We start from the raw sequence: 22,375 nt of genomic DNA on the forward strand, positions 1-22,375 counted from the left end.
GTGTGTCGGGGGTGCGTCAAGGCCGTGTCCGAGTGTTGTCCGGTTCGAGACAGCGCGCATCATTGACACGGACCATGCCCGGGTGTGTGATTCGCGGACTATGACAACGTTGTCCGCGAACGGCACCGCCCGGAAGGTCCGGCGCGCCACCATGAACGACGTGGCGCGGTTGGCGGGTGTGAGCATCAAGACGGTCTCGCGCGTGGTGAACGACGAGGCGGGGGTGCACCCGGCGACCGCGGAACGGGTGCTCGCGGCGATCGACCAGCTCGGCTTCCGGCGCAACCTGAGCGCGCGCAACCTGCGCCGGGGCTCGTCGACCGGCACCGTCGGCCTGGTGCTGGAGGACGTGGGCAACCCGTTCTACTCCGGCGTGACGCGGGCCGTGGAGGAGATCTCCCGGCTGCGCGGCCGGCAGGTCATCACCGGCTCGTCGGACGAGGACCCGGCGCGGGAACGGGAACTGGCGCTGGAGTTCTGCTCCCGCCGGGTCGACGGCCTGCTGATCGTGCCGGCGGGCGTGCAGCACGGGTACCTGGTGCCGGAGATGCGCGCGGGCACGCCCGTGGTGTTCCTGGACCGCCCGGCGGGCGACGTCGTCGCGGACACCGTGCTGGTGGACAACGTCGGCGGCACGGTCGAAGCGGTGGCGCACCTGGCGTCGTTCGGGCACCGCAGGATCGCGTTCCTCGGCGACGCGCCGGACATCTTCACCGCCAACGAACGCCTGCGCGGCTTCCGCGAGGGCTGCGCGCGGGCCGGCGTCGGCTTCCACGAGTCGCTGGTCGAGATGGGGCCGCACGACGAGGCGTCGGTCCGCAGGGCGTTGCACCGCTTGCGGAACGCGGCCGACCCGGCGACCGCCGTGGTCACCGGCAACAACCGGATCACCGTGCACGCGCTGCGCGCGCTGGCCGGGTCGGCGTCGCGACCGGCGCTGCTCGGCTTCGACGATTTCGAGCTGGCGGACCTGCTCTCGCCGCCGGTGAGCGTGATCGCGCACGACGCGAGCGCGCTGGGGAAGGCCGCCGCCGACCTGCTGTACGCCCGCTTGGACGGCGACGCGTCACCGCCGCGCCGGGTGGTGCTGCCGGTCCGGTTGGTGGCCCGTGGATCAGGGGAGGTTCGTGCGTGAGCGACCAGCCGATCGCGCTTCCGGCCAACCAGCCGAAGCAGTTCTACCGGGGTGGTGCGGCGATCGCCGCGCTGCGCGGCGAACCCGGGGCGGACCAGGGCCCCGAGGACTGGGTGGCCTCGACCACCACCCTGTACGGGCAGGACGAGGCGGGCCTGACCAGGCTGCCGGACGGCCGGTGGCTGCGGGCCTCGGTCGCCGAGGACCCGGTGGCGTGGCTGGGTCCCGAGCACGTCGCGGAGTTCGGCGCGGACACCGCGCTGCTGGTCAAGCTGCTCGACGCGGGCCAGCGCCTGCCGGTGCACTGCCACCCGTCCAACGCCTTCGCCGCCGAGCACCTGGCCTGCCGGCACGGCAAGACCGAGGCGTGGATCGTGGTCGGCACGACCGGCCCGGACCCCACCGCCTACCTCGGCTTCCGCGCGGACGTCCCGGCGGAGACCGTCGCCGGCTGGGTGTCCACACAGGACTCGGCGGCGCTGCTGGGCGCACTGAACCCGGTGTCGGTCAAGGCGGGCGACACGCTGTTCGTGCCCGCCGGCGTGCCGCACGCCATCGGCGAGGGCGTGTTCATCGTCGAACTCCAGCAGCCCACCGACTTCTCCGTCACGCTGGAGTGGCGGGGTTTCCTGCCCGGCGCGGACTCCTGGCACCTGGGCCTGGGCCAGGAGGCCGCGCTGGAGTGCCTGGACCGCCGGGCGCAGCACGTGGAGGACCTGCTCACGCACACCGCGTCCCGCGTCGCGCCTTCGGTGAACCTGTTGCGCGCCAAGGCGGACCCGTTCTTCCGGGCGGACCGCCTGCACGTCGCCGGCCACCGGGCGCTGGACCCGTCGTTCGCCGTGCTGGTGGTGCTGGACGGTGAAGGCGCACTGGGCGAGGTCCCGCTGCGCAAGGGCAGCACGGTCGTCGTGCCGCACGCGGCGGGCGAGACCGTGCTGACCGGCGACCTGGTCGCCGTCCGCTGTCGCCCGCCGCTGCCGTCGAGCCTCGGGAGCTGACGTGGCAGAACCCCTGTTAGAGGCCCGCGACCTGGTGAAGCACTACGGCGGCGTGGAAGCGCTGCGGGGTGCGTCGTTCACCGCGTACGCGGGCGAAGTGGTGTCCCTCATCGGGGACAACGGGGCCGGCAAGTCGACCCTGGTGAAGTGCCTGTCCGGCGCGGAGCGGCCCGACAGCGGCACGATCACCTTCGACGGCCGCCCGATCACCCTGCCCACCCCCACCACCGCGCGGGACCTGGGCATCGAGACCGTCTACCAGGACCTGGCCGTCGCGCCGGACCTCGACCCGGCGGCGAACCTGTTCCTGGGCCGCGAGCTGCTCAAGCCCGGTCTGCTCGGCCGGTTGGGCGTGCTGGACAAGAAGGCGATGCGCCGCAAGGCCACCGAGTCCTTCGGCGAGCTGGGCGTGACGTTGCAGAGCGTGGACGTGCCGATCGGCGCGCTGTCCGGCGGCCAGCGGCAGAGCGTCGCGGTGGCCCGCAGCGTGGTCTGGGCGGGCAAGCTCGTGTTCATGGACGAACCGACCGCCGCGCTCGGCGTGGTGCAGCGCGAACGCGTGCTGGAGGTCGTCAAGCGGGTCCGCGACCGAGGTCTGGCGGTCGTGCTGATCAGCCACAACATGCCCGAGGTGCTGGCCGTGTCGGACCGCGTCGAGGTGCTGCGGCTGGGCCGCCGGGTGGCCAGGTTCACCGCCGCCGACACGACCGTGGAGGAGCTGGTCGGCGCGATGACCGGCGCGCTCTCGCAGGAGGACGGATGACCGAGCGAACCCTCGGGCAGCGCCTGTTCGGCGCGAACACCCTGTGGATCGGCCTGGTCCTGCTGGTGCTCGTGGCCGTGTTCGGCGCGATCCGCCCGGACGCCGTGCTGACCACGTTCACCCTCCAGACGACGCTGGTCGAGACGTCGGTGCTGCTGGTGCTGTCGGTCGGCATGACGTTCGTGATCATCACCTCCGGCATCGACCTGTCCGTGGGCTCGGTGCTGGTCTTCTCCGGCGTCACCTCGGCGATGACCATGAACGCCGTCAACGGCGGCAACGCCACCGCCGCCGGCTGGGGGACCGTCCTCATCGGACTGGTCACCGCGCTGGTCAGCGGCGCGGCCTGGGGCCTGCTCAACGGCCTGCTGGTCGCCAGGACGGGCATCCCGCCGCTGATCGTGACGCTGGGGTCGTTCGGCGCGGCGCTGGGGGCGGGGCAGTTGCTGTCCAACGGCTCCAACGTCAGCGGCGTGCCCGACGTGCTGGGCGAGAGCCTGGGCACCGGCACCTGGTTCGGCGTGCCCAACCTGGTGATCCTGGCCGCCGTGGTGACCGCGGTCGGCGCGCTGGTGCTGTCCACCACCAGGTTCGGCCGGCACACCTACGCGCTCGGCTCGAACGAGGAGGCCGCCCGCCGGGTCGGCATCGGCGTCACCGGCCACCTGGTCCGGGTCTACCTGCTGGCCGGCACGCTCGCGGGCCTGGCGGGATTCATGGCGCTGGCGTACTTCCGGGTCGCGTCCATCACCGGGCACGACACGGACAACCTCAACGCCATCGCGGGCGTGGTGCTCGGCGGCACCAGCCTGTTCGGCGGCGCGGGGTCGATCGTCGGCACGGTGCTCGGCGTGTTCATCCCCGCCGTGCTGCGCAAGGGTTTCGTGATCGTCGGCGTGAACGTGTACTGGCAGCCGATCGCGGTGGCCATCGTGCTGGTGGCCGCGGTGTGGTTCGACCAGTCGCGGCGAAGGGCGCGCAATCAACGCTAGCCGAAAGGTTGGGGAGACCATGTCAACGAGGACAGTTGCCCTGCTCGGAGCGGCCCTGCTGCTGACCGGGTGCGGGGGCGGGGGCCAGATCGGCGACACCGGCGGGACCGGCGAGGCCAAGAAGATGGTGCTGATCCCCGGCGTCGCCGCCGAACCGTTCTACATCTCCATGGAGTGCGGGTTCCGCGAGGCGGCGACGGCCAGGGGCTACCAGGTCGACGTCCAGGCGCCGGCCAAGTTCGACTCGACGTTGCAGACCCCGATCGTGACCGGCGTGCTGGCCAACAAGCCCGGCGCGGTCCTGATCGCGCCGACCGACGACAAGGCCATGGCCGGCCCCATGAAGCAGCTCAAGGACGCCGGCATCAAGGTCGTGGAGGTCGACACCAAGCTGGAGGACACGTCGGTCGCGGTGTCCACCGTGTCCTCGGACAACGAGCAGGGCGGCCAACTGGCCGCGCAGACCCTCGCCAAGCTCGCCGGCGACAAGCCGGGGTCGGTCCTGGTGCTCAACACCAAGGCCGGCACGTCCACGACGGACGCCCGCGCCAAGGGCTTCGAGGACGAGATCACGAAGTTCCCGAACCTGAAGTACGTCGGGCAGCAGTACACCGACAACGAGCCCGACCAGGCCGCGTCCAAGGTCACCGCGACACTCGCCGCGAACCCCGACCTGATCGGCGTGTTCGCCACCAACCTCAACACCGGCGAGGGCGCGGCGACCGGGCTGCGCAACGCGGGCAGGACCGGCGCGGTCAACCTGATCGGCTTCGACGCCAGCCCCAAGCAGGTGACCGACCTGCGCGGCGGCGCGGTGCAGGCGCTGATCGCGCAGGACCCGGCCGCCATCGGGCGCATCGGCGTCGAGCAGGCGATCGCGGCCATCGAGGGCGGCTCGGTCAAGCGCGACATCGAGACCACCCTGCTGGCGATCACCAAGGCGGACCTCGACGCCAACGAGAAGTACTTCTACAAGCAGAAGTGCTGAACGCCGACGCCTGAGCCGGCCCGAACCCGGCTCAGGCGTCCAAGTACTTGTTGGCCAACTCTGAGTACTCCTTCTCCAGGTCGTCGGCCAGGTAGGCCACGTACGCCCACGGCACGTCGTGCACGTGGTCGCGCATCCCGATCAGGTGCCGACGGGCCCGCGGCGCGTCGTCGGCCAGCGCGAACGCCGCCGCGAACAGGTTGTGCGCCTGCAACGAACGCGGGTGCGCCCGCGCCGGCGAGGCGTCCCACCGGTCCGCCGCCTGCGCGATCTCGTCGCGCACCCGGCTGAAGTAGCGCAGCTTCAGCGTGGCGATCTTCAACGCGCTGCGCGCCTGGACCGCTTCCTCGAACTGCTCCAGGAAGATCTCGAAGTGCGCCAGGGGCAGCATCGCCACCACCGGGTCGCCGGGCGCCGAGGCGTCCACGCTGCCCTGGGCGAACGCCATCATCTCCTCGGCGGACCCGCCCCACTTGGCCGCGAGGATCTGCAACCGGGTCCAGTGCGCGGGGTAGAGCGAGGGGCACCGGGCCACGATCTCCCGCCACACCTCGTCCTTCTGGTCGCGGTCCACCTGCAGGCCCAGGCCCGCCGTCTGGAGCAGCGCCCACGGCACCGCGTCGCGGGGCAGCAGCTTGGCGGCCTCGTGCAGCGGCCCGACGGCCTTGCGCAACGTGCCGAAGAAGACCTTGAAGCGGTCCTTGCCGACGCTGTCCGCGCGCCCGGACCCCCGGATCGCCCAGGCCTCCCGGATGAACGCGGTGCCCGCGAGCAGCCACAGGTCCGGGTCGGAGTTGGCCTTGGCGAGTTCGAGCAGCTCGTCCGCGTGCCCGATGGCGTGCTCGCCCAGCACCTCGACCCGCAACGCCCGCAGCTCGGGCTCGTCCCGGCACTCGGCCAGCACGGTGGTGGCCGCGCGCAGGTGCCCCGCGTCCATCTCCTCGGCCGCGATGTCCAGGATCGCGTCGTCGTAGGTGTGGTCGCGCACCACCTCACGGGCGACCGCGGCGGGCCGCTTCCTCCGGAAAATCCCCACGCTTCCGACCTTACTTTCCCCGGGCAGCAACTGGCCTAGTTCTTTCGTAGACCCGAACGCCAGCCTTTCTGCGCTTGTCGTCCACCCCACCACACCGATGAGGTGGGGGCACGACTGGAGGGGGAAATCCATGCGCAGAGCAGTGTTGGCCGTGTCCGCCGTCGCCCTGGTGGCGACGTTACCGGCGGTGGCGCAGGCACAGGAGCAGGACCGACGCACCCCGCTGCACGACCAGACCATCGGCTGGGCCGCGTGCACCGACATCCCCGCGCCCGACCTGGAGTGCGGCACCTACCGGGCGCCGCAGGACTGGCGCAGCCCCGGCAACGGCAAGACGATCACCATCGCGGTGAGCCGGCTCAAGCCCAAGTCCGGCAAGGCCAGGGGCAGCGTGCTGACCAACCCGGGCGGCCCCGGTGCGCCCGGCCGCACCCTGCCGCTGCTCTACCAGAGCCGGTCGAAGCTGGTCGACAACTTCGAGATCATCGGCGTCGACCCGCGCGGCACGGGCGCGAGCACCAACGTGACCTGCGCCAACTTCGACTTCCTGAGCGTGGCGGACCCGCGTGACCGCAGCCGGGCGAACGTGGAGCTGCTCTACGACGCCGCCGAACTCCAGGCGGGCACCTGCCAGCGCAACTCCGGCGAGTTGGGCAAGGTGGTCAACACCGAGCAGACCGTCAAGGACCTCGACCTGCTGCGGCACCTGCTCGGTCGCGACAAGATCAACTGGATCGGCTACTCCGGCGGCACGTGGCTGGGCGCGTACTACGCGACCTACTTCCCGCAGCGGGTGGACAAGTTCGTGCTCGACTCGAACACCGAGTTCACCACCACGTTCCAGGACATCTTCGACGAGTTCGGCCGGGGCTTCGAACGCCGGTTCCGGGTCGACTTCCTGCCGTGGGTGGCGAAGTACGACAGCCTCTACCACCTGGGCACGACCGGCGAGCAGGTGCGCCGCGCCTACGAGCGGACCCGGGCGCGCCTGGCGGAGAACCCGGTGCAGCTCCCCGACGGCACCATCTTCAACGGCGTCACGCTCGACGTGCTCCTGGTGCAGGCGCTGTACAGCAAGACCCGGTTCCCGAGCGCGGCCAAGACGTTCTCGGCGCTCGCCAACCCGACCGTGAACGCCGTCGCGGCCTCCGACATCCGCTACCCGGACGCGGCGAACGCGACGCTGTACGGCATCGCGTGCAACGACACCGAGTTCCGGGGCGGTCGCGGGTACCTGGCCGAGGAGGCCGAGCGGCTGGGCAAGCTGTACCCGCTGATCGGCTCGTACCAGATCCTGGCCCCGTGCGCGTTCTGGAACCGCCCGCCGCTGCACCTGAAGACGCCGACCGGCAAGGGCGTCCCGCCGATCCTGATGGTCCAGTCGGTCCGCGACCCGGCCACCCCGGTCGAGGGCGCCCGGCGCGCCCACGAGAAGTTCGCGGGTTCCCGGCTGCTCACCGTGACCGACGAGGGCGACCACGGCATCTACGGGTTCGGCAACCGGTGCGTGGACGACCTGGTCGAGGCGTTCATCGTGGACGGCAAGGTCCCGGCCAAGGACGTGACCTGCGCCGGAACGCCCCTCCCGGACCCGACGAAGCCCACCGCCGAGAGCGGCGACCGGTCGCTGACCGGCGCGAACTGGCTGTGAGCGCGGTGGGACTCCCGTCGCGGGGCCCGCGACGGGAGTCCCGCCGGTCGTTCCCCGGAGGGCGGTCAGCCGCCGGACGCGCCGGACTGCCGCCGCCGGGCCGCGTACACCCCGGCCTCGGTCCGCCGGTCGAACCCGAGCTTGTGCAGCAGCGAGGAGACGTAGTTCTTCACGGTCTTCTCGGCCAGGTACAGCCGCCCGGCGATCTGCCGGTTGGTCAGGCCCTCGGCGATCAGGTCCAGGATCCGCCGCTCCTGCGGGCTCAGCGCGGCGTAGCGGGGATCCTCCACCGGCCCGCCGCGCAGCCGCTGCAACACCGTCGCGGTGACCCCGGAGTGCAGCAGCGACCCGCCGCCGGCCAGCGTCCGGATCGCCGACACCAGGTCGTTCCCGGACACCTGCTTGAGCATGTACCCGGCCGCGCCCGCCATGATCGCGCCGAACAGCGCCTCGTCGTCGGAGTACGAGGTCAGCATCAGGCAGGCCGGCGGCGGCTGCACGACCGAGCGGATCTCCCGGCACACCGTGACGCCGTCGCCGTCGGGCAACCGGACGTCGATCACCGCCACGTCGGGCCGGTGCAGGGCGGCCGCGGACACCGCCGCGGCGGCGCTCTCGGCCTCACCCACGACGTCGATGTCCGGCTCCACGGCGAGCAGTTGCTGGAGGCCGCGCCGGACGATCTCGTGGTCGTCGACGAGCAGCACCGAGATGGACATGAACCCTCCCTACCCCGATACCAACGGCACGGACCACGTCACCGTTACGCCCTTGCCCGCTTCCGAGCGGACTTCACAGCTACCGTCCCACCGCGCCGCCCGCGCGGCCATGTTGACCAAGCCCCCGGTGTGCCGGGCGCGCCCGTCCGGCAGCCCGTCGCCGTCGTCCTTGACCACCAGCCGCAGCTCGGTGGCCTCGCGGTCGACCGCCACCTGAACCTCGACCTTGCGCGCCGACGCGTGCCGCGCCGCGTTGGCCAGCGCTTCGCGCAGCGTGGCCAGCAGGTCCGGCCGCACGTGGTCGGGCACCAGCGAGTCGATCGGCCCGTCGGCGGCCAGCACCGGCTCGAACCCGAGCAGCCGGCTGGAGTCCTGCACCACCCGGATGAGCTGGACCCGCAGCGACGCCGAGCCCGCCAACGGCTCCTGCAGCGAGAAGATCGTCCGCCGGATCTCCCGGATGGTCTGGTCGACCTCGCTCACGAACTCCGCCAGCCGCTGCGCCACCAGCGGCTGCTCGACCAGGCCGTCGAGCCCCTGCAACCCCAGGCCCAGCCCGAACAGCCGCTGCACGACCAGGTCGTGCAGGTCGCGGGCGATCCGGTCGCGGTCCTCCAGCACGGCGAGCCGGCGGCCCGCCCCGGTGGCCCGGGTGAACTCCAGGATCAGCGCGGCCTGCCGGGCGAACGACTCGACCAGCGCCACGTCGGAGGCGTCGAACGCGTGGTGGTCGCGCGACCGCGCCACCATCAGCACGCCCAGGATCCGCTCGCCGGCCGCCAGCGGCACGATCACCACCGGCCCGATCCGGTCGAAGTGGCCGGGCAGGCCGTCGAGCACCTTGGTCAGGCCGGTCGCGTACACCTCGCGGCTGGCGCTGCCCTCCCGGGACACGGTGAACCCGCGCAGCTCGCCGTCCATCACCCGGACCGCCAGCTCGCCCTGCGCGTCGGGCAGGGCGAGGACCGCGTTGACGCCGTCCGCCGCCAGCCGCGCCCGGACCGCCACCAGCCGCAGCGCGTCCCGGTCCGGTGTCCCGGTGAGCAGCGCGTTGGTCACCTCGTTGGACGCGCGCAGCCACACCTCGCGCTGCCGGGACTGCTCGTAGAGCCGGGCGTTCTCGATCGCGATGCCCGCCGCCGCGGCGACCGCGACCACGACCTCCTGGTCGGCGCGGGTGAAGTCGGCGCCGTTCTCCTTGTCCGACAGGTAGAGGTTGCCGAACACCTCGCCGCGCACGTGCACCGGCACGCCCAGGAACCCCGGCGCGGCCGGGTCGAACGCCAGGCCGTCGAACTCGGCGGGGTGCGGGTCGTCGCCGTAGGTGAACTCCAGCAGCTGCCGGTTGGGCCCGACCACGGCCAGCGCGCCGTACCGCGCCCCGACCAGGCTGCACGACGACTCCACGATCCGGCGCAGCACGTCGGGCAGCGAGAGGTCGCTGGCCAGCGACACGACCGCGTCCAGCAGCCGGTGCATCCGCTCCTGCGAGACGAGCACCTCGGCGGTCCGGTCGGTCAGCTCGCGGAGCAACCCGTCCAGGCGCGCGTTCGGATCCGGGGAACCTGGCAACCGACCCACCCCTCCAGCCGGGAGGTCCCGAGATTATCCCCTCGGCCGGGCGTGCGCTCCCACCGGCCGACCGCGCCGGTCCGCCGTCACGGGATCCGCCGGCCGGACAGCACTTCCAGCGCCACTACCAGGTACCGGTCCTGCCGGCCGAACCCGCGCGAGGCCAGCGGCAGCGCGCGCAGCCGGGCCAGCACCGCCTCGTCGTCGACCTCGCTGACGTGACCGACCGCCATCACCGACCACCCGCGCGACAGGTCGGCCGCCACCTCGTCGATCTGGAACGCCACGATCGTGTCCCGGGCGACCAGCGTGGAGCTGCCTTCGGGCACCCGCAGCACCACCGACTCCCCGTCCACCACGTACACGACGGGGTGCACGACGGGCAGCGCCTGGTCGGTGTAGACCAGCCTGCCGACGGCCATCGTGCCCAGCAGTCTCAGGCACTCCTCGCGGGAGAGCACCTGGAGTCCCACGGAGTCGTACATCGCACCTCTTCATCCCCCAGTTGCCGGTCTAAAACGTTCTGCGCTGTGATCGTCCTTGCCTAGAGTCGGAAGTCCCGGCTTCGACTTCCCACTCGGATGGGGGATTTTCGGTGACTGCTCCGGTAACGCGTCCGACACTGCTCGCGTTCTTCCGCAGACTGGGCCTGACCAGCGCGGAGCCGCCGAGCGCGGGCGCGCTGACCCGTCTGCACCAGGCGTTCGTGGAACGGGTGCCATACGAGACGATCGAGATCCAGCTGAACCGCCCGACGACGCTGGACCCGGGTGATTCCCTGACCCGCATCCTGAACGGTCGGGGCGGGTACTGCTTTCACCTCAACGGCGCGTTCGCGGAGATCCTGAAAGCGCTCGGATACCACGTGACGAGGCACCTCGGCGGAGTGCAGACGACCCCGGAATCGCCCGCCGTGATCAACCGGCACCACCTCGTGCTGACCGTCCGCGACCTGCCGGACTCCGACGACGCCTGGCTGGTGGACGCGGGCCTCGGCGTCGGCCTGCACGCGCCGCTCCCGCTGCGGGCGGGCGAGCACCGCCAAGGCCCCTTCACCCTCACGCTGCGCCCGTCGGTGGTCGCGCCCGGCGGGTGGCGGCTGGGCCACGACCCGCGCAGCGGCCTGCACGCCATGGACTTCGACCCGAACCCGGCCCGGATGTCGGACTTCGCCGAGCGCCACCACCACCTGTCGACGTCGCCGGAGTCGGGCTTCGTCAAGACGTTCACCGCGCAGCGCACCGACGCGCGCGGCTGGGACGCGCTGCGCGCGCTCACCCTGTCCCGGATCGAGGCGACCACCCGCAGGACGGTGCTGGACCGCCGTGCCGACTGGGTGCGGGCCCTGGCCGACGTCTACCGCCTGACCCTGCCCCCGGCGGACGCGGAAGTCCTGTGGCGCAAGGCGAACGCCCAGCACGAGGCGCACCTCGCCGCTCAGGACAGCCCGACGGTGAACCCCTCGTCCTGAACCCCCCGGTACAGGTGGGGCGCGAAGGCGAGCACGGCCCGCTCGATGACCGGGACCAGGTAGGCGGCGTCGCCCAGCGGCAGCCGGTAGGTCCCGTCCGGGCGGGCCAGGCCCGCCAGCCCGGGGTGCCGCGCGGCGAACGACGGCGGGTGCGCGGGCAGCAGGTCCAGCCGGACCATGGTGCGCCGGGTGAGCGCGTCGGCCAGTTGCACGGCCCGTTCGCGGGTCCGGGAGATCCGCACCCCGGCCAGGTCCGGCCACGGCACCGCCCACGGCGCGCCCCGCGGGTCGTCCTAGCGCACGCCCGGCGGCTCGAAGACGAGCTTGCGCGGCCGTGAGATCTTCTTCCAGTTCAGCACCGCGAGCAGCCCGATGCCGGTGAACACCACGCCGATGACCAGCGCGATCGTCCCGCCCGCGGCGGAACCTTGGCGGTAGCCCGAGAACGCCCCCACCAGGGCCACCACCCCCAGGGCACCGGCGACCAGGGCGCCGATCAGCACCCGCCTGGTGTCCCGCGTACCGATGTCGACGACCACCGGTGTCACGCACCCACCCCCTCGACCAACTGGTCGGCCGCGGCGTAGGGGTCCAGCTCACCCGCCACGACCCGTTCGGCCAAGGTTCCCACGGCCGCGCCACCGCGCAGGTCCCCGAACCGGGACCGCAGCCGCTCCAGGGCGATGGCCTCGATCTCGGCCGCCGCCCGCCGGGTCCGACGCCGGGCCAGCTCACCGCGCTCGTGCAGCCACGCCCGGTGCGCGTCGATCGCGTCCAGCACGTCGGCCACGCCCTCGCCGCGCGCCGCGACCGTCTTCACCACCGGTGGCCGCCACGGCACGTCGGTGCGCTCGCGGCGGCCGAGCGAGATCATGTGCTTGAGGTCGCGCGCGGTGGCGTCCGCGCCGTCCCGGTCGGCCTTGTTGACCACGAACACGTCGGCGATCTCCAGGATCCCGGCCTTCGCCGCCTGGATCCCGTCGCCCATGCCCGGCGCGAGCAGCACCACGGTGGTGTCGGCCAGCGAGACCACCTCCACCTCGGACTGCCCGACGCCCACGGTCTCGACCAGCACCACGTCGCAGCCCGCCGCGTCGAGCACCCGCAGCGCCTGCGGCGTCGCCCACGACAGCCCGCCCAGGTGGCCCCGGGTGGCCATCGAGCGGATGAACACGCCGGGGTCGGTGGCGTGCTCGCCCATCCGCACCCGGTCGCCCAGCAGTGCCCCGCCGGAGAACGGCGAGGTCGGGTCCACCGCCAGCACGCCGACCCGCCGGCCGCGCGCCCGGTAGGCGCCCACCAGCGCCGACGTGGCGGTGGACTTGCCCACGCCCGGAGCCCCGGTCAGGCCGATCACCCGCGCGTTGCCGGTGAACGGCGCGAGCGCGCGGGCGACCTCGCGCAGTTGCGGACTCGCGTCCTCGACCAGCGAGATCAGCCGGGCGACCGCGCGCGGCTGTCCTTCGCGCGCGCGGTCGACCAGCTCTACTACGTCAACGGTGCGGACCACACCGTCAGACCTTGGGGACGCGCACGATCAGCGCGTCGCCCTGACCGCCGCCGCCGCACAGCGCCGCCGCGCCCACGCCGCCGCCGCGCCGCTTCAGCTCCAGCGCGAGGTGCAGCGCGATCCGGGCGCCCGACATGCCGATCGGGTGGCCCAGCGCGATCGCGCCGCCGTTGACGTTGACCTTGTCCTGGTCGACGCCGAGTTCGCGGGCCGAGACGACGCCGACCGCGGCGAACGCCTCGTTGATCTCGATCAGGTCGAGGTCGGCCGGGTCGATGCCCTCCTTGGCGCAGGCGGCCCGGATCGCGTTCGACGGCTGCTCGTGCAGGCTCGCGTCGGGGCCGGCGACGACGCCGTGCGCGCCGATCTCGGCCAGCCAGGTCAGGCCCAGCTCCTCGGCCTTGGCCTTGCTCATCACGACCACGGCCGCCGCGCCGTCGGAGATCGGCGACGAGGAGCCCGCGGTGATGCTGCCGTCCGCGGCGAACGCCGGGCGCAGCTTGGCCAGCGTCTCCACCGTGGTGTCGCCGCGCACGCCCTCGTCGGTGTCGACCAGCACCGGGTCGCCCTTGCGCTGGGGGACCAAGACCGGCGCGATCTCCTCGGCGAACAGCCCGTTCCGGATCGCCTTGGCGGCCAGCTGGTGCGAGCGGGCGGCGAACGCGTCCTGCTCCTCGCGGGTCACGCCGTAGCGGGCGTTGTGCTTCTCGGTGGACGCGCCCATCGCCACCTGGTCGAACGCGCAGAACAGGCCGTCCAGGGCCATGTGGTCCTGCAGGGTCACGTCGCCGAACTTGTAGCCGCCGCGCGACTTGGGCAGCAGGTGCGGGGCCTGGGTCATGGACTCCTGGCCGCCCGCCACCACCACGTCGAACTCGCCGGCCCGGATCAGCTGGTCGGCCAGCGCGATCGCGTCGATGCCGGACAGGCACACCTTGTTGACGGTGAGCGCGGGCACCGACATCGGGATGCCGGCCGCGACCGCGGCCTGGCGGGCCGGGATCTGGCCGGCGCCGGCGGTCAGCACCTGGCCCATGATCACGTACTGGACCTGCTCGGGCGCGACGCCGGCCCGCTCCAGCGCGGCCTTGATCGCGACGCCGCCGAGTTGGGCGCCGGAGAAGTCCTTCAACGATCCGAGCAGTCGCCCCATCGGGGTACGAGCCCCGGCGACGATGACGGAACCGGACACATCGGCCTCCACGAGCCTGGGTAAGCGGTTGTTAACCAGTCACGATACCCAGGGCTACTCGGGGGTAGCCGTGTGAGGCGCCGCACAGCCACCGCTGCACCGATTCCGCCACTACTGTGCCTGCCATGCAGCCAGAACTGCGCGGCCTGGTGACCGCCATCGACCACGTCGGGATCGCCGTGCCCGACCTCGACGCCGCGATCGCGTTCCACCGCGAGAACTTCGGCCTGGAGGTCGCCCACGAGGAGGTCAACGAGGAGCAGGGCGTCCGCGAGGCGATGCTGCGCGCACCCGGCGACGACGGCACGGGCACGGCCGTCCAGCTGCTGGCCCCGCTCACGCCCGAGTCGACCATCGCCAAGTTCATCGGCCGCTCCGGCCCGGGCCTCCAGCAGCTGGCCTACCGGGTGTCCGATGTGGACGCCGCGTCGGCCGCGCTGCGGGCCAGGGGCCTGCGGCTGCTGTTCGAGGAGCCCAAGCGCGGCACGTCCGACAGCCGGGTGAACTTCGTGCACCCCAAGGACGCCGGCGGCGTCCTGGTCGAACTCGTCCAGCCGGCCCCGGAGCACGCCGCCCACTGAGCCCGCCGGCATCCGTCACGCGAGGGCCGCCGCCACGAAGGTGAGTTCCCGGTCCATCCGGTCGTCGTCCGGCGCGTGCCGGGCCACCGAGTGCCGGTAGCTCACCGCCAGCGCGACCAGCGCGGACGCGCTGTCCACGTCCTTGGCGGCCACCGCCGAGCCGCCCGCCGCCAGGATCACCTGGCGGATCTGGGCGACGACGAGCCGGTAGCGGGCGTGCAGCGCGTCCCGGACGGCGCTGTGCGTGTCGGCTTCGCGCCACAGCAGGTGGCTGAGCAGCGGCGACGCGTCGAGCCGGGCGTCCAGGGCGGCGACCAGCCGGCGCAGGCTCTCCGCGATGTCGCCCACCACGACGAGCCGTCGCGCGTCCACCGCGCCGTCGGGCAGCCGCTGCACGAGCGCGGCCAGCAGGTCCGGTTTGCGGCGGAAGTAGTAGTGCACGAGCCCCTTGGGCACCCCGGCCCGCTCGGCGATGCGCGAGGTCGGGGTGGCGTCGAAGCCCGCCTCGGCGAACAGCTCCTCGGCCGCCGCGAGGATCCGCTCCCTGGCCGACGAGTCCTCTGCCACGCCTGCACCCCTCCGCGATCCGGACAGCGCGCGAGGCCGCCCGGTGCGGACGACCTCGCCCGTTCTCAACTCAGTGCGAGCCTGCCAGACCGCTGTGGGCGGCGTTCGCGGCGGGCATGGCCATCGCACCGGCGGCGACGGTGAGCACCCCGCCGACCCACGACACCCACGACGCCGCGGCCAGGTCGCTGTAACCCATCACCCACGGGGAGATGAACAGCAACGCGCCGAGCACCATCTGGAACCACTCGCCGTAAACCATGGCCGGCATCGCGAGCGACGCGAGGCCGTCGATGGCGATCAGCGCGCCGAGCACGATCATCGTCCACATGGCGGCGTCGGACGTCGTCACCACGAGCGGTGACAGCACCACGAGCACGCCGATGGCGACCTCGGCCCAGTCCTGCCACCTGGTCCACGCTTTGGTCATGACCTGCACCTCCGTCCTGGAATTCGGACACCACCGATCGTCCGCTTGGTTGGCCGCCCGGTCAAGGTCGGCGGCGAGCGAACCCGAGGTCGACCGATCGGGCGAAACCCCAGTGCCCTGGCTCACAGCGCCGGTACTGAATCGGTTACCCGTGGGTAACCTCCGGCAACCCGCGTGGACCTGCGTCCGACGCCGAACATCCCGAGCACCCCCGATTGGGAGGGAACGCCGTGCAGAAGATCCTCGATGCGATCCTCGCCGACGAACTGGACGCCATCGGATCGTTGGACGTACCCGCCACCTACCGGGGCGTCACGGTGCACTCCGACGAGGTCGAGCTGTTCCAGGGCCTGGCGACCAAGGACAAGGACCCGCGCCGGTCCCTGCACCTCGACGAGGTGCCCACGCCCGAACTCGGGCCCGGCGAGGCGCTGGTCGCGGTGATGGCCTCGGCGATCAACTACAACACCGTGTGGACCTCGATCTTCGAGCCGCTGTCCACGTTCGGCTTCCTCAAGCGGCTGGGCCGCAGTTCGCCCGAGTCCGCCAAGCACGACCTGCCCTACCACGTGGTCGGCTCCGACCTGGCCGGCGTCGTGCTGCGCACCGGGTCCGGCGTCAACGCGTGGAAGCCCGGCGACCGGGTCGTCGCGCACTGCCTCGACGTGCAGCTGGAGCACCCGGACGGGCACAGTGACACCATGCTCGACCCGGAGCAGCGGATCTGGGGCTTCGAAACCAACTTCGGCGGTCTCGCCGAGGTGGCCCTGGTCAAGGCCAACCAGCTGATGCCGATGCCCCGGCACCTCACGTGGGAGGAGGCGGCGTCCCCCGGTCTGGTGAACTCCACCGCCTACCGGCAGCTCGTGTCGACCAACGGCGCGAACATGAAGCAGGGCGACACCGTGCTGATCTGGGGCGCGTCCGGCGGCCTCGGCTCCTACGCCACCCAGTTCGCGCTCAACGGCGGCGCGACGCCGGTGTGCGTCGTGTCCTCGCCGGAGAAGGCCGAGATCTGCCGCCGGATGGGCGCGGAGCTGATCATCGACCGGTCCGCCGAGGGCTACCGGTTCTGGAAGGACGAGCACGAGCAGGACACCGGCGAGTGGAAGCGGCTCGGCGCGAAGATCCGCGAGCTGACCGGCGGCGACGACCCGGACATCGTGTTCGAGCACCCCGGCCGGGAGACCTTCGGCGCGTCGGTGTTCGTGGCCAAGCGCGGCGGCACGATCGTCACCTGCGCGTCCACCAGCGGGTTCCTGCACCAGTACGACAACCGCTACCTGTGGATGAACCTCAAGCGGATCATCGGCTCGCACTTCGCGAACTACCGCGAGGCGTGGGAGGCCAACAGGTTGGTCGCCAAGGGGAAGATCCACCCCACACTGTCCAAGGTGTACTCGTTGGCCGACACCGGCCAGGCGGCCTACGACGTGCACCGCAACGCGCACCAGGGCAAGGTCGGCGTGCTGTGCCTGGCGCCGGAGGAGGGCCTGGGTGTCCTCGATCACGAGCGGCGCTCGGCACACCTGACCGAAATCAACCGCTTTCGCGGCGTGTAAAGCGAAAACGTCTGGTGGTGCGGGTGGCGGGGTGCCCCCCGCACCGCCGGAACGGGTAGCGTGACCCCCATGGGCCTCGCCGACGACCGTGACCTCGTCCCCCTGGGATCCGGCTTCGACATCGTCAAACGCGGCTACGACCGCGTGCAGGTCGAGGACCACCTGGAGCGCCTCGACTCGGACCTGCGGCTGCTCGCCGCCGACCGGGACGCGGCGGTCTCGCAGACCAACGACCTGAGCCGCCAGCTGGAGGCCGCCCGGTCGGAGATCGCCGAGCTGCGCGGCCAGGTGGAGCGGCTTTCCCTGCCGCCCACCACGTTGGAGGGCCTGAGCGAGCGGTTGCAGCGGATGCTGCGGCTGGCGCAGGACGAGGCCAACGAGATCAAGGCCCGCGCCGAGGCCGAGGGCAGCCACATCCGGGCCAAGTCCGAGGCCGACGCCGCCGTGCTGCGCACCCGGTACGAGACGCTGATCGCCGAACTCGACCAGCGGCGCACCGACATGGAGGCCGAGCACCGAGGCGTGCTGGAGAAGGCGCGCGCCGAGGCGGAGCGCATCGTCGGGGAGTCGCGGGACACCGCGGCGCGCCACGACGAGGAGTCCCTCCAGCGCCGGACCACGGTCGAGGAGGACTTCGAGATCGCGATGGCGGCCCGTCGCGTCGAGTCGATGAAGATGCTCGCCGAGCAGGAGGCGTCCAGCAAGGGCGAGGCCGACCGCCGGGTCCGCGAGGCCGCCGAGGAGGCCGCCCGGGTGCGCGCCCAGATCGCCCAGGAGCAGGCCGCGTCGAACGCCGAGGCGCAGCGCCTGGTCCGCGAGGCGACCGAGGAGGCCAACCGCCGTCGGCACGACTCGATCAGCGAGGCGACCGCGCGCGTCCAGGAGGCCACCGACGAGGCGAACCGCCGCGTCCGCGAGGCCACCGAGGAGTCCAACCGCCGGGTCACCCAGGCCACGCAGAAGGTCGACGCGCTCAAGCAGCTGCGCAACCGCCTGTCCCAGCAGCTGCACGCCGTGCGCACCGCGCTGCACGAGGTCACCCCGCTGCTCGACCCGCTGGAGGAGGAGCGCCCGCAGCCGCCGCAGGCCACCCAGCCGGTCGCCCACCCGGCCCCGAACACCACCCCGGCCGCGCCGCAGAACCAGCCCGCTGCCCAGAACCAGCCTGCCCAGAACCAGCCCGTGCAGAACCAGCCGGTGGCGCAGCCCCAGACCACCGCGCCGGACCAGTCCGCAACCGAGCCGGCGAAGGCCGCACCGGCCAAGCCGGCACCCGTGCACGCCGCTGCGCCGACCCCGGCCGCCCAGGCCCAGGCCCAGGCGGCACAGGGTCAGGCCGCACAAGGGCAGGCGGCGCAGGGCCGGCCGAACCAGCCCGCCGCGAACGCCAAGCCCGCGCCGGACGCCAAGCCCCAGAGCGGCCCGGACGGCCCCACCCAGAAGATCACCCGGCCGAACCCGTCCAAGGCCCGCTCCGGCAAGCGCTGACCGCGCGGACGCTCAGACGCCGACCCGGGCCCGCCAGTCGAGCACCGCGGCCGCAAACGCTTCCGGTGCTTCCAGCGGCGTCAGGTGCCCGACGCCGGGCAGTTCCACGTACTCGGCCCGCAGCACGTCGGCCAGGTCGCGGGCGGCGGCCGGCGGGGTGAGCCCGTCCTCGGACCCGACCAGCACCAGCGCCGGCACGTCGGCGTCCGCCAGCACGTCGCGCGAGTCCGGCCGCCCGGCCATCGCCCGCTGCGCCCACGCCACCTCGGCGGGCGGCTGCGCGAGCATCAGCTCCCGCGCCCGCTCGACCACGCCGTCCGCCGGCGACGCCCCGAACAGGCCCGGGACCATGGTGTCCGGCAGCCACCCGACGCCCTCCGCCGCGACCCGGTCGGCCATGGCCAGCCGCCCGGCGCGCACCTCGTCGGCGTCGGCCGTGAACCGGGTGTCGGCGAGCACCAGCCCGGCGACCCGGTCGGGCGCGCGGCGCAGCAGCTGCATCGCCGCGTAACCGCCCATCGAGCAGCCGCCGAGCACGACCCGGTCCAGGCCGCGGCGGTCGAGGTCGCGCAGCACGTCTTCGGCGAACACGCCCAGGTCCGGCGGCCGGCCGAGGCCCCGCAGGTCGGGGGTGATCGGGTCGAGGGCGGCCCGGACGTCGTCCCACATCCGCCCGTCGAACGGGAACGCGTGCAGCATCACCAACGAGGAAGTCTCCACGGGGGAAATTGTCGTACGCGCTCGCTAACGTCGTCGCCATGACTTCGAACCCGGCGGAGATCCGCACAGACCGACTGCTGCTCCGGCGGGTCGGCCCGGGTGACCTGCGCGCAGCGATCACCATCCTGACCGACCCGGAGACCCACCGCTTCAACCCGGTCGGCCCACCCTCGGCGGAGGAGGCGGCCGACCTGCTCGCGGACTGGCAGGACCACTGGGCGCAGGACGGCATCGGGTACTGGGCCCTGGTGCTGGTGGCGACCGGCGAGGTGATCGGTTTCGGCGGCCTGCGCCACCACCGGCTGGACGGCGAGCCGACGTTCAACCTGTTCTACCGGATCGGCCCGGGGCACTGGGGCCGGGGCTACGCGCCCGAGATGGCGCGCGCGGCCATCGCGTGGGCGGACCGGGAGCGGCCCGAGCGCCCCGTGGTGATCATCACCGACCTCGACAACACGCCGTCCCAGCGGGTCGCCGAGAAGCTGGGCTTCGCGCACGTCGGCGACAGCATCACGATCGACGGCCCGGTCCTGGTCTACCGGCGTCAGGAGGCGACGATGACCACCTGACGGTTTGGTGGATCCATTGTCCGCGTCGTCAGGTGCACTGATGTGTCCTTGCCCACCAACCAACGACCTACGACCCACCACATCCCTATCGCCTGACCAGTCCACTTCGACCATTCCTACGCCTGCCCTGGAAACCAGTCTCGGCACGGTGTGATCCCGCCTATCTCGGCACACGCCTTGATGGTTTCCCCCTATGACATCCGATCTCCATGCTTACGAGATCATCTGCCTTGTGACGGGTCACATCCCGAAGATGACGAACCCGATGTGGACGCTGGAGCGGGAGTCCAATATTTCCTCCACGCTGCCCGGATAGCGGATAACCCCTGACACCCTCGCGCCATACGCCAGGCAACAGGGCCTGGCCGTGGAGCGACACACGAAAGGCGCGATTCCAGCACCAAAGACCACGCGGGATAGCCCTTCTTTCACAGCAGGTTCCCGACTGCGATCCTGCCCACCCTCAGACCGTGAAGGAGACACCGTATGCAATGAGTACAAATCGGACCCGGCTACCGACAGCCCCGATAGCGTGGAGAGCACGCGCAGTCCAACGCGATCACACAGCCACACTACAGGCGTTACGCACTCCTCATCGTCCGGCGGCACAGACAGGAGGGCTTGGCGACTGCCGGTGGCGGGAGAGTTCCTGCGCCCACGGTGAAGACCCACCCCTTTCATGTTTTCGATGGCCAGCGAAATTGCATTCACGCAAGGCGGGCGACGCCGATTGACCGGGGCCCACGTAGTCGCAGATTTTTACGCTCAATCCCGACTATGCCAGCGCCCACCTCCGAGGTGACCCCGCACCCAACCTGCACTCCGACGTGACCGCCCCACTGCCGCCGTATTCGACAGACAGAACACCACCGTTCGGTTCTCCACAGTTGCGCCTCTGGCGGGTTCACGTGTTAAAATTGCGGTCAGGCTACCTGACGGCAAAATCAAATTCCACAGTGGAAGCGAGAACTGAGGCCATGGACTTCGAAACTGTCTTGACATTCCTCACAGCGTGGACCGCAAGGCAGCTGAGTCGACTGACTGCACGCGCCGAGGAAAGTGTCGACAGAGCAGTCGACGACGGGTTAGACAGGGCACGCGAACTAATTAAAGCAAAGCTCGGAGGGGATCCCGCACTTGAGAAATTCGACTACGAGGTGCGGGAGCATGGCGAGGCCAGCGATCGCACGAGATCTCGCGTCCGCTTGGCCTTGGAAGACGCAGCCGAAGGTGACGCGGCTTTTGCCGCAGAACTGAATAGCATTATCTCAGACCTGAAAGACGTCGACCACGGGAGGCACAATGCGGCTAATAGTATGACGGGAGTTGTCAACATCAGTGCCGACAACGGCTCAGCCGCCGCCCAGCAGATGGGTGACGTGAATATCAGTCAACGTCCCGACCACCCTTAGCCGCTGGCACGGTTTCAGGCCCACCCGTCGCCAGCAACAGTCCGGGCACATCGACCTCCATCAAGGCGGACTCGGGTTCATTCGCCGCCAACAGTGTACAGAATGTCAACTTCTTTCGCCCAGATCCTAAAAGGCAGAGCCCTGGTTCGTCCGGCTTTTACTATTTGCGCGAAGTCAGCGAGCCGGATGATTTGATAGCCAACAACGATGTGTTCCTTCTCGCATTTCAGGGCTGGCGGGAGCATCTATGGCACACGGCCTACGGCCACATCATCAAGACCCTGGCGGAGCACCTCGGAGAAGAAGCACTGTCTGGAATATCATTCGTTTTCATAAACGCCGAGAAACATTTCCAGTACGTCGGCCTGAAGAAGACCCCGATGTACTTGTGGCTTAGCTCTCATGGCCATCGTGAGCCCGGGTTCTACATATTCGAAAGAGGACGACTCGTAGGAGCCCGTGAATTCAACTCGAACGAGACTGGAACACTTGACGGCCTCGCTGGTGGGCGATTTACGGGAAGCTCCGCACCCAGAATGCAGTGGGGCGACAGCAGGGATCCGACGTGGATATTCATCGGAATCATGATGAAGCTTGTCTATACCGTCAACGGAAACACGGAAGACTGGCAAAACTATCTATCCACATACCCGGATGAGTACCGAAATTACAGATACTAGGCGGGTCGTCCCGATCAGCTCCTAGCCGTGGTTCAGACATCGACCCAGCGACTCCGTCAAACGTGCCGGTCGGTTCTGCGAGACGTGCCGGCCGGCGCGCAAGTTATCGCTGAGAACCCAGTTTTCAATACGCGGACTTCCATCAGACCAGCAGCATGGAAACCCTGTCGTCCAACCCTTCTCGGCCATGCGACCAACACACCCGGCACTCATTGCCACGGTCGGCCCACCGCGATGGCATCACCTCATAGCGATGCTCATTCCACCCACGAGATTCTCCAGACCCGATATCGGCGGGAGACCGTCCTTATCGAGTTTTGAAGGTGACTTCGCGCC

24 protein-coding genes are annotated in these 22,375 nt (G+C 71.0%); 13 read left to right on the forward strand and 11 right to left on the reverse strand.

The window, feature by feature from the left end; translation table 11 throughout:
• Window positions 1–151 precede the first annotated feature (151 nt).
• From AC0HI0_RS28085 to AC0HI0_RS28105, 5 genes are read left to right on the forward strand one after another with little or no spacing between them, the layout of a single operon-like run.
• Window positions 152–1,135 carry a LacI family DNA-binding transcriptional regulator gene (locus tag AC0HI0_RS28085; RefSeq protein WP_480934410.1) on the forward strand — a complete coding sequence of 328 codons (984 nt, stop codon included), beginning with the start codon at window positions 152–154 and terminating at the stop codon, window positions 1,133–1,135.
• Window positions 1,132–2,136 (forward strand): class I mannose-6-phosphate isomerase, encoded by a 1,005-nt coding sequence (locus tag AC0HI0_RS28090; RefSeq protein WP_480926499.1) that lies wholly within the window; start codon window positions 1,132–1,134, stop codon window positions 2,134–2,136. The genes AC0HI0_RS28085 and AC0HI0_RS28090 overlap by 4 nt, the downstream gene beginning before the upstream one ends.
• A 1-nt stretch (window position 2,137) precedes the next feature.
• Window positions 2,138–2,899, forward strand: coding sequence for an ATP-binding cassette domain-containing protein (locus tag AC0HI0_RS28095; protein WP_480926500.1), 762 nt, complete (start codon window positions 2,138–2,140; stop codon window positions 2,897–2,899).
• The gene (locus AC0HI0_RS28100; protein ID WP_480926501.1) at window positions 2,896–3,891 is read left to right on the forward strand and encodes an ABC transporter permease; all 996 of its coding nucleotides are present in this window, start codon (window positions 2,896–2,898) and stop codon (window positions 3,889–3,891) included. The genes AC0HI0_RS28095 and AC0HI0_RS28100 overlap by 4 nt, the downstream gene beginning before the upstream one ends.
• A 19-nt stretch (window positions 3,892–3,910) precedes the next feature.
• Window positions 3,911–4,879, forward strand: coding sequence for an ABC transporter substrate-binding protein (locus AC0HI0_RS28105; protein ID WP_480926502.1), 969 nt, complete (start codon window positions 3,911–3,913; stop codon window positions 4,877–4,879).
• A gap of 31 nt (window positions 4,880–4,910) precedes the next feature.
• Here AC0HI0_RS28105 and AC0HI0_RS28110 read toward each other — a convergent pair whose 3' ends face one another.
• Window positions 4,911–5,915, reverse strand: coding sequence for a hypothetical protein (locus AC0HI0_RS28110; RefSeq protein WP_480926503.1), 1,005 nt, complete (start codon window positions 5,913–5,915; stop codon window positions 4,911–4,913).
• A 130-nt stretch (window positions 5,916–6,045) separates the two neighbouring features.
• On the opposite strand from AC0HI0_RS28110, the gene AC0HI0_RS28115 reads away from it, so the two are divergent.
• Window positions 6,046–7,566 carry an alpha/beta hydrolase gene (locus AC0HI0_RS28115; RefSeq protein WP_480926504.1) on the forward strand — a complete coding sequence of 507 codons (1,521 nt, stop codon included), beginning with the start codon at window positions 6,046–6,048 and terminating at the stop codon, window positions 7,564–7,566.
• A gap of 65 nt (window positions 7,567–7,631) precedes the next feature.
• Here the strand turns inward: AC0HI0_RS28115 and AC0HI0_RS28120 are convergent, their stop codons facing one another.
• The 3 genes from AC0HI0_RS28120 to AC0HI0_RS28130 form a co-directional block, all read right to left on the reverse strand.
• Window positions 7,632–8,285: a response regulator gene (locus AC0HI0_RS28120; RefSeq protein WP_480926505.1), complete on the reverse strand. Its 654-nt coding sequence runs from the start codon at window positions 8,283–8,285 to the stop codon at window positions 7,632–7,634.
• Between the two features lie 9 nt (window positions 8,286–8,294).
• A complete protein-coding gene (locus AC0HI0_RS28125; protein ID WP_480926506.1) occupies window positions 8,295–9,857 on the reverse strand; it encodes a sensor histidine kinase in 1,563 nt (520 codons plus the stop codon).
• Window positions 9,858–9,943: 86 nt separating this feature from the next.
• Window positions 9,944–10,342: a pyridoxamine 5'-phosphate oxidase family protein gene (locus tag AC0HI0_RS28130; protein WP_480926507.1), complete on the reverse strand. Its 399-nt coding sequence runs from the start codon at window positions 10,340–10,342 to the stop codon at window positions 9,944–9,946.
• 110 nt (window positions 10,343–10,452) lie between these two features.
• Between AC0HI0_RS28130 and AC0HI0_RS28135 the strand changes: the two genes are divergently transcribed.
• Entirely contained in the window at window positions 10,453–11,328 is an 876-nt protein-coding gene (locus tag AC0HI0_RS28135; protein ID WP_480926508.1) for an arylamine N-acetyltransferase family protein, read from the forward strand.
• Here AC0HI0_RS28135 and AC0HI0_RS28140 read toward each other — a convergent pair.
• The 4 genes from AC0HI0_RS28140 to AC0HI0_RS28155 are packed head-to-tail and all read right to left on the reverse strand — an operon-like array spanning window position 11,295 to window position 14,030.
• Window positions 11,295–11,594 (reverse strand): hypothetical protein, encoded by a 300-nt coding sequence (locus AC0HI0_RS28140; protein WP_480926509.1) that lies wholly within the window; start codon window positions 11,592–11,594, stop codon window positions 11,295–11,297. The two genes, AC0HI0_RS28135 and AC0HI0_RS28140, sit on opposite strands and share 34 nt — an antisense overlap.
• A gap of 27 nt (window positions 11,595–11,621) precedes the next feature.
• Complete coding sequence (locus AC0HI0_RS28145; RefSeq protein ID WP_480926510.1) at window positions 11,622–11,876, reverse strand: hypothetical protein; 255 nt, start codon at window positions 11,874–11,876, stop codon at window positions 11,622–11,624.
• Window positions 11,873–12,838, reverse strand: a complete 966-nt coding sequence (meaB, locus tag AC0HI0_RS28150) for a methylmalonyl Co-A mutase-associated GTPase MeaB (RefSeq protein ID WP_480926511.1) — start codon at window positions 12,836–12,838, stop codon at window positions 11,873–11,875. Before meaB ends, AC0HI0_RS28145 begins: the two co-directional genes overlap by 4 nt.
• A 4-nt stretch (window positions 12,839–12,842) precedes the next feature.
• Window positions 12,843–14,030, reverse strand: a complete 1,188-nt coding sequence (locus AC0HI0_RS28155; RefSeq protein ID WP_480926512.1) for an acetyl-CoA C-acetyltransferase — start codon at window positions 14,028–14,030, stop codon at window positions 12,843–12,845.
• A 125-nt stretch (window positions 14,031–14,155) separates the two neighbouring features.
• Between AC0HI0_RS28155 and mce the strand changes: the two genes are divergently transcribed.
• Entirely contained in the window at window positions 14,156–14,611 is a 456-nt protein-coding gene (gene mce / locus AC0HI0_RS28160; RefSeq protein ID WP_480926513.1) for a methylmalonyl-CoA epimerase, read from the forward strand.
• Between the two features lie 15 nt (window positions 14,612–14,626).
• Here the strand turns inward: mce and AC0HI0_RS28165 are convergent, their stop codons facing one another.
• The gene (locus AC0HI0_RS28165; protein ID WP_480926514.1) at window positions 14,627–15,178 is read right to left on the reverse strand and encodes a TetR/AcrR family transcriptional regulator; all 552 of its coding nucleotides are present in this window, start codon (window positions 15,176–15,178) and stop codon (window positions 14,627–14,629) included.
• A 70-nt stretch (window positions 15,179–15,248) separates the two neighbouring features.
• On the reverse strand, window positions 15,249–15,608 hold the full coding sequence (locus AC0HI0_RS28170) for an SPW repeat protein (protein ID WP_480926515.1): 360 nt from the start codon (window positions 15,606–15,608) through the stop codon (window positions 15,249–15,251).
• Window positions 15,609–15,838: 230 nt separating this feature from the next.
• Between AC0HI0_RS28170 and ccrA the strand changes: the two genes are divergently transcribed.
• Together ccrA and AC0HI0_RS28180 are read left to right on the forward strand one after the other, a co-directional pair.
• Window positions 15,839–17,170 carry a crotonyl-CoA carboxylase/reductase gene (gene ccrA / locus AC0HI0_RS28175; protein WP_480926516.1) on the forward strand — a complete coding sequence of 444 codons (1,332 nt, stop codon included), beginning with the start codon at window positions 15,839–15,841 and terminating at the stop codon, window positions 17,168–17,170.
• Between the two features lie 69 nt (window positions 17,171–17,239).
• Window positions 17,240–18,658: a chromosome segregation protein gene (locus AC0HI0_RS28180; RefSeq protein ID WP_480926517.1), complete on the forward strand. Its 1,419-nt coding sequence runs from the start codon at window positions 17,240–17,242 to the stop codon at window positions 18,656–18,658.
• A gap of 12 nt (window positions 18,659–18,670) precedes the next feature.
• Here the strand turns inward: AC0HI0_RS28180 and AC0HI0_RS28185 are convergent, their stop codons facing one another.
• Entirely contained in the window at window positions 18,671–19,378 is a 708-nt protein-coding gene (locus AC0HI0_RS28185) for an alpha/beta fold hydrolase (protein ID WP_480926518.1), read from the reverse strand.
• Between the two features lie 38 nt (window positions 19,379–19,416).
• Between AC0HI0_RS28185 and AC0HI0_RS28190 the strand changes: the two genes are divergently transcribed.
• From AC0HI0_RS28190 to AC0HI0_RS28200, 3 genes are all read left to right on the forward strand, one after another.
• Window positions 19,417–19,947, forward strand: a complete 531-nt coding sequence (locus AC0HI0_RS28190; RefSeq protein WP_480926519.1) for a GNAT family N-acetyltransferase — start codon at window positions 19,417–19,419, stop codon at window positions 19,945–19,947.
• A gap of 827 nt (window positions 19,948–20,774) precedes the next feature.
• Window positions 20,775–21,359 (forward strand): hypothetical protein, encoded by a 585-nt coding sequence (locus AC0HI0_RS28195; RefSeq protein ID WP_480926520.1) that lies wholly within the window; start codon window positions 20,775–20,777, stop codon window positions 21,357–21,359.
• Between the two features lie 164 nt (window positions 21,360–21,523).
• Window positions 21,524–22,039 (forward strand): hypothetical protein, encoded by a 516-nt coding sequence (locus AC0HI0_RS28200; protein ID WP_480926521.1) that lies wholly within the window; start codon window positions 21,524–21,526, stop codon window positions 22,037–22,039.
• Window positions 22,040–22,375 lie beyond the last annotated feature (336 nt).

The organism is Saccharothrix sp. NBAS 001 (assembly GCF_056640475.1).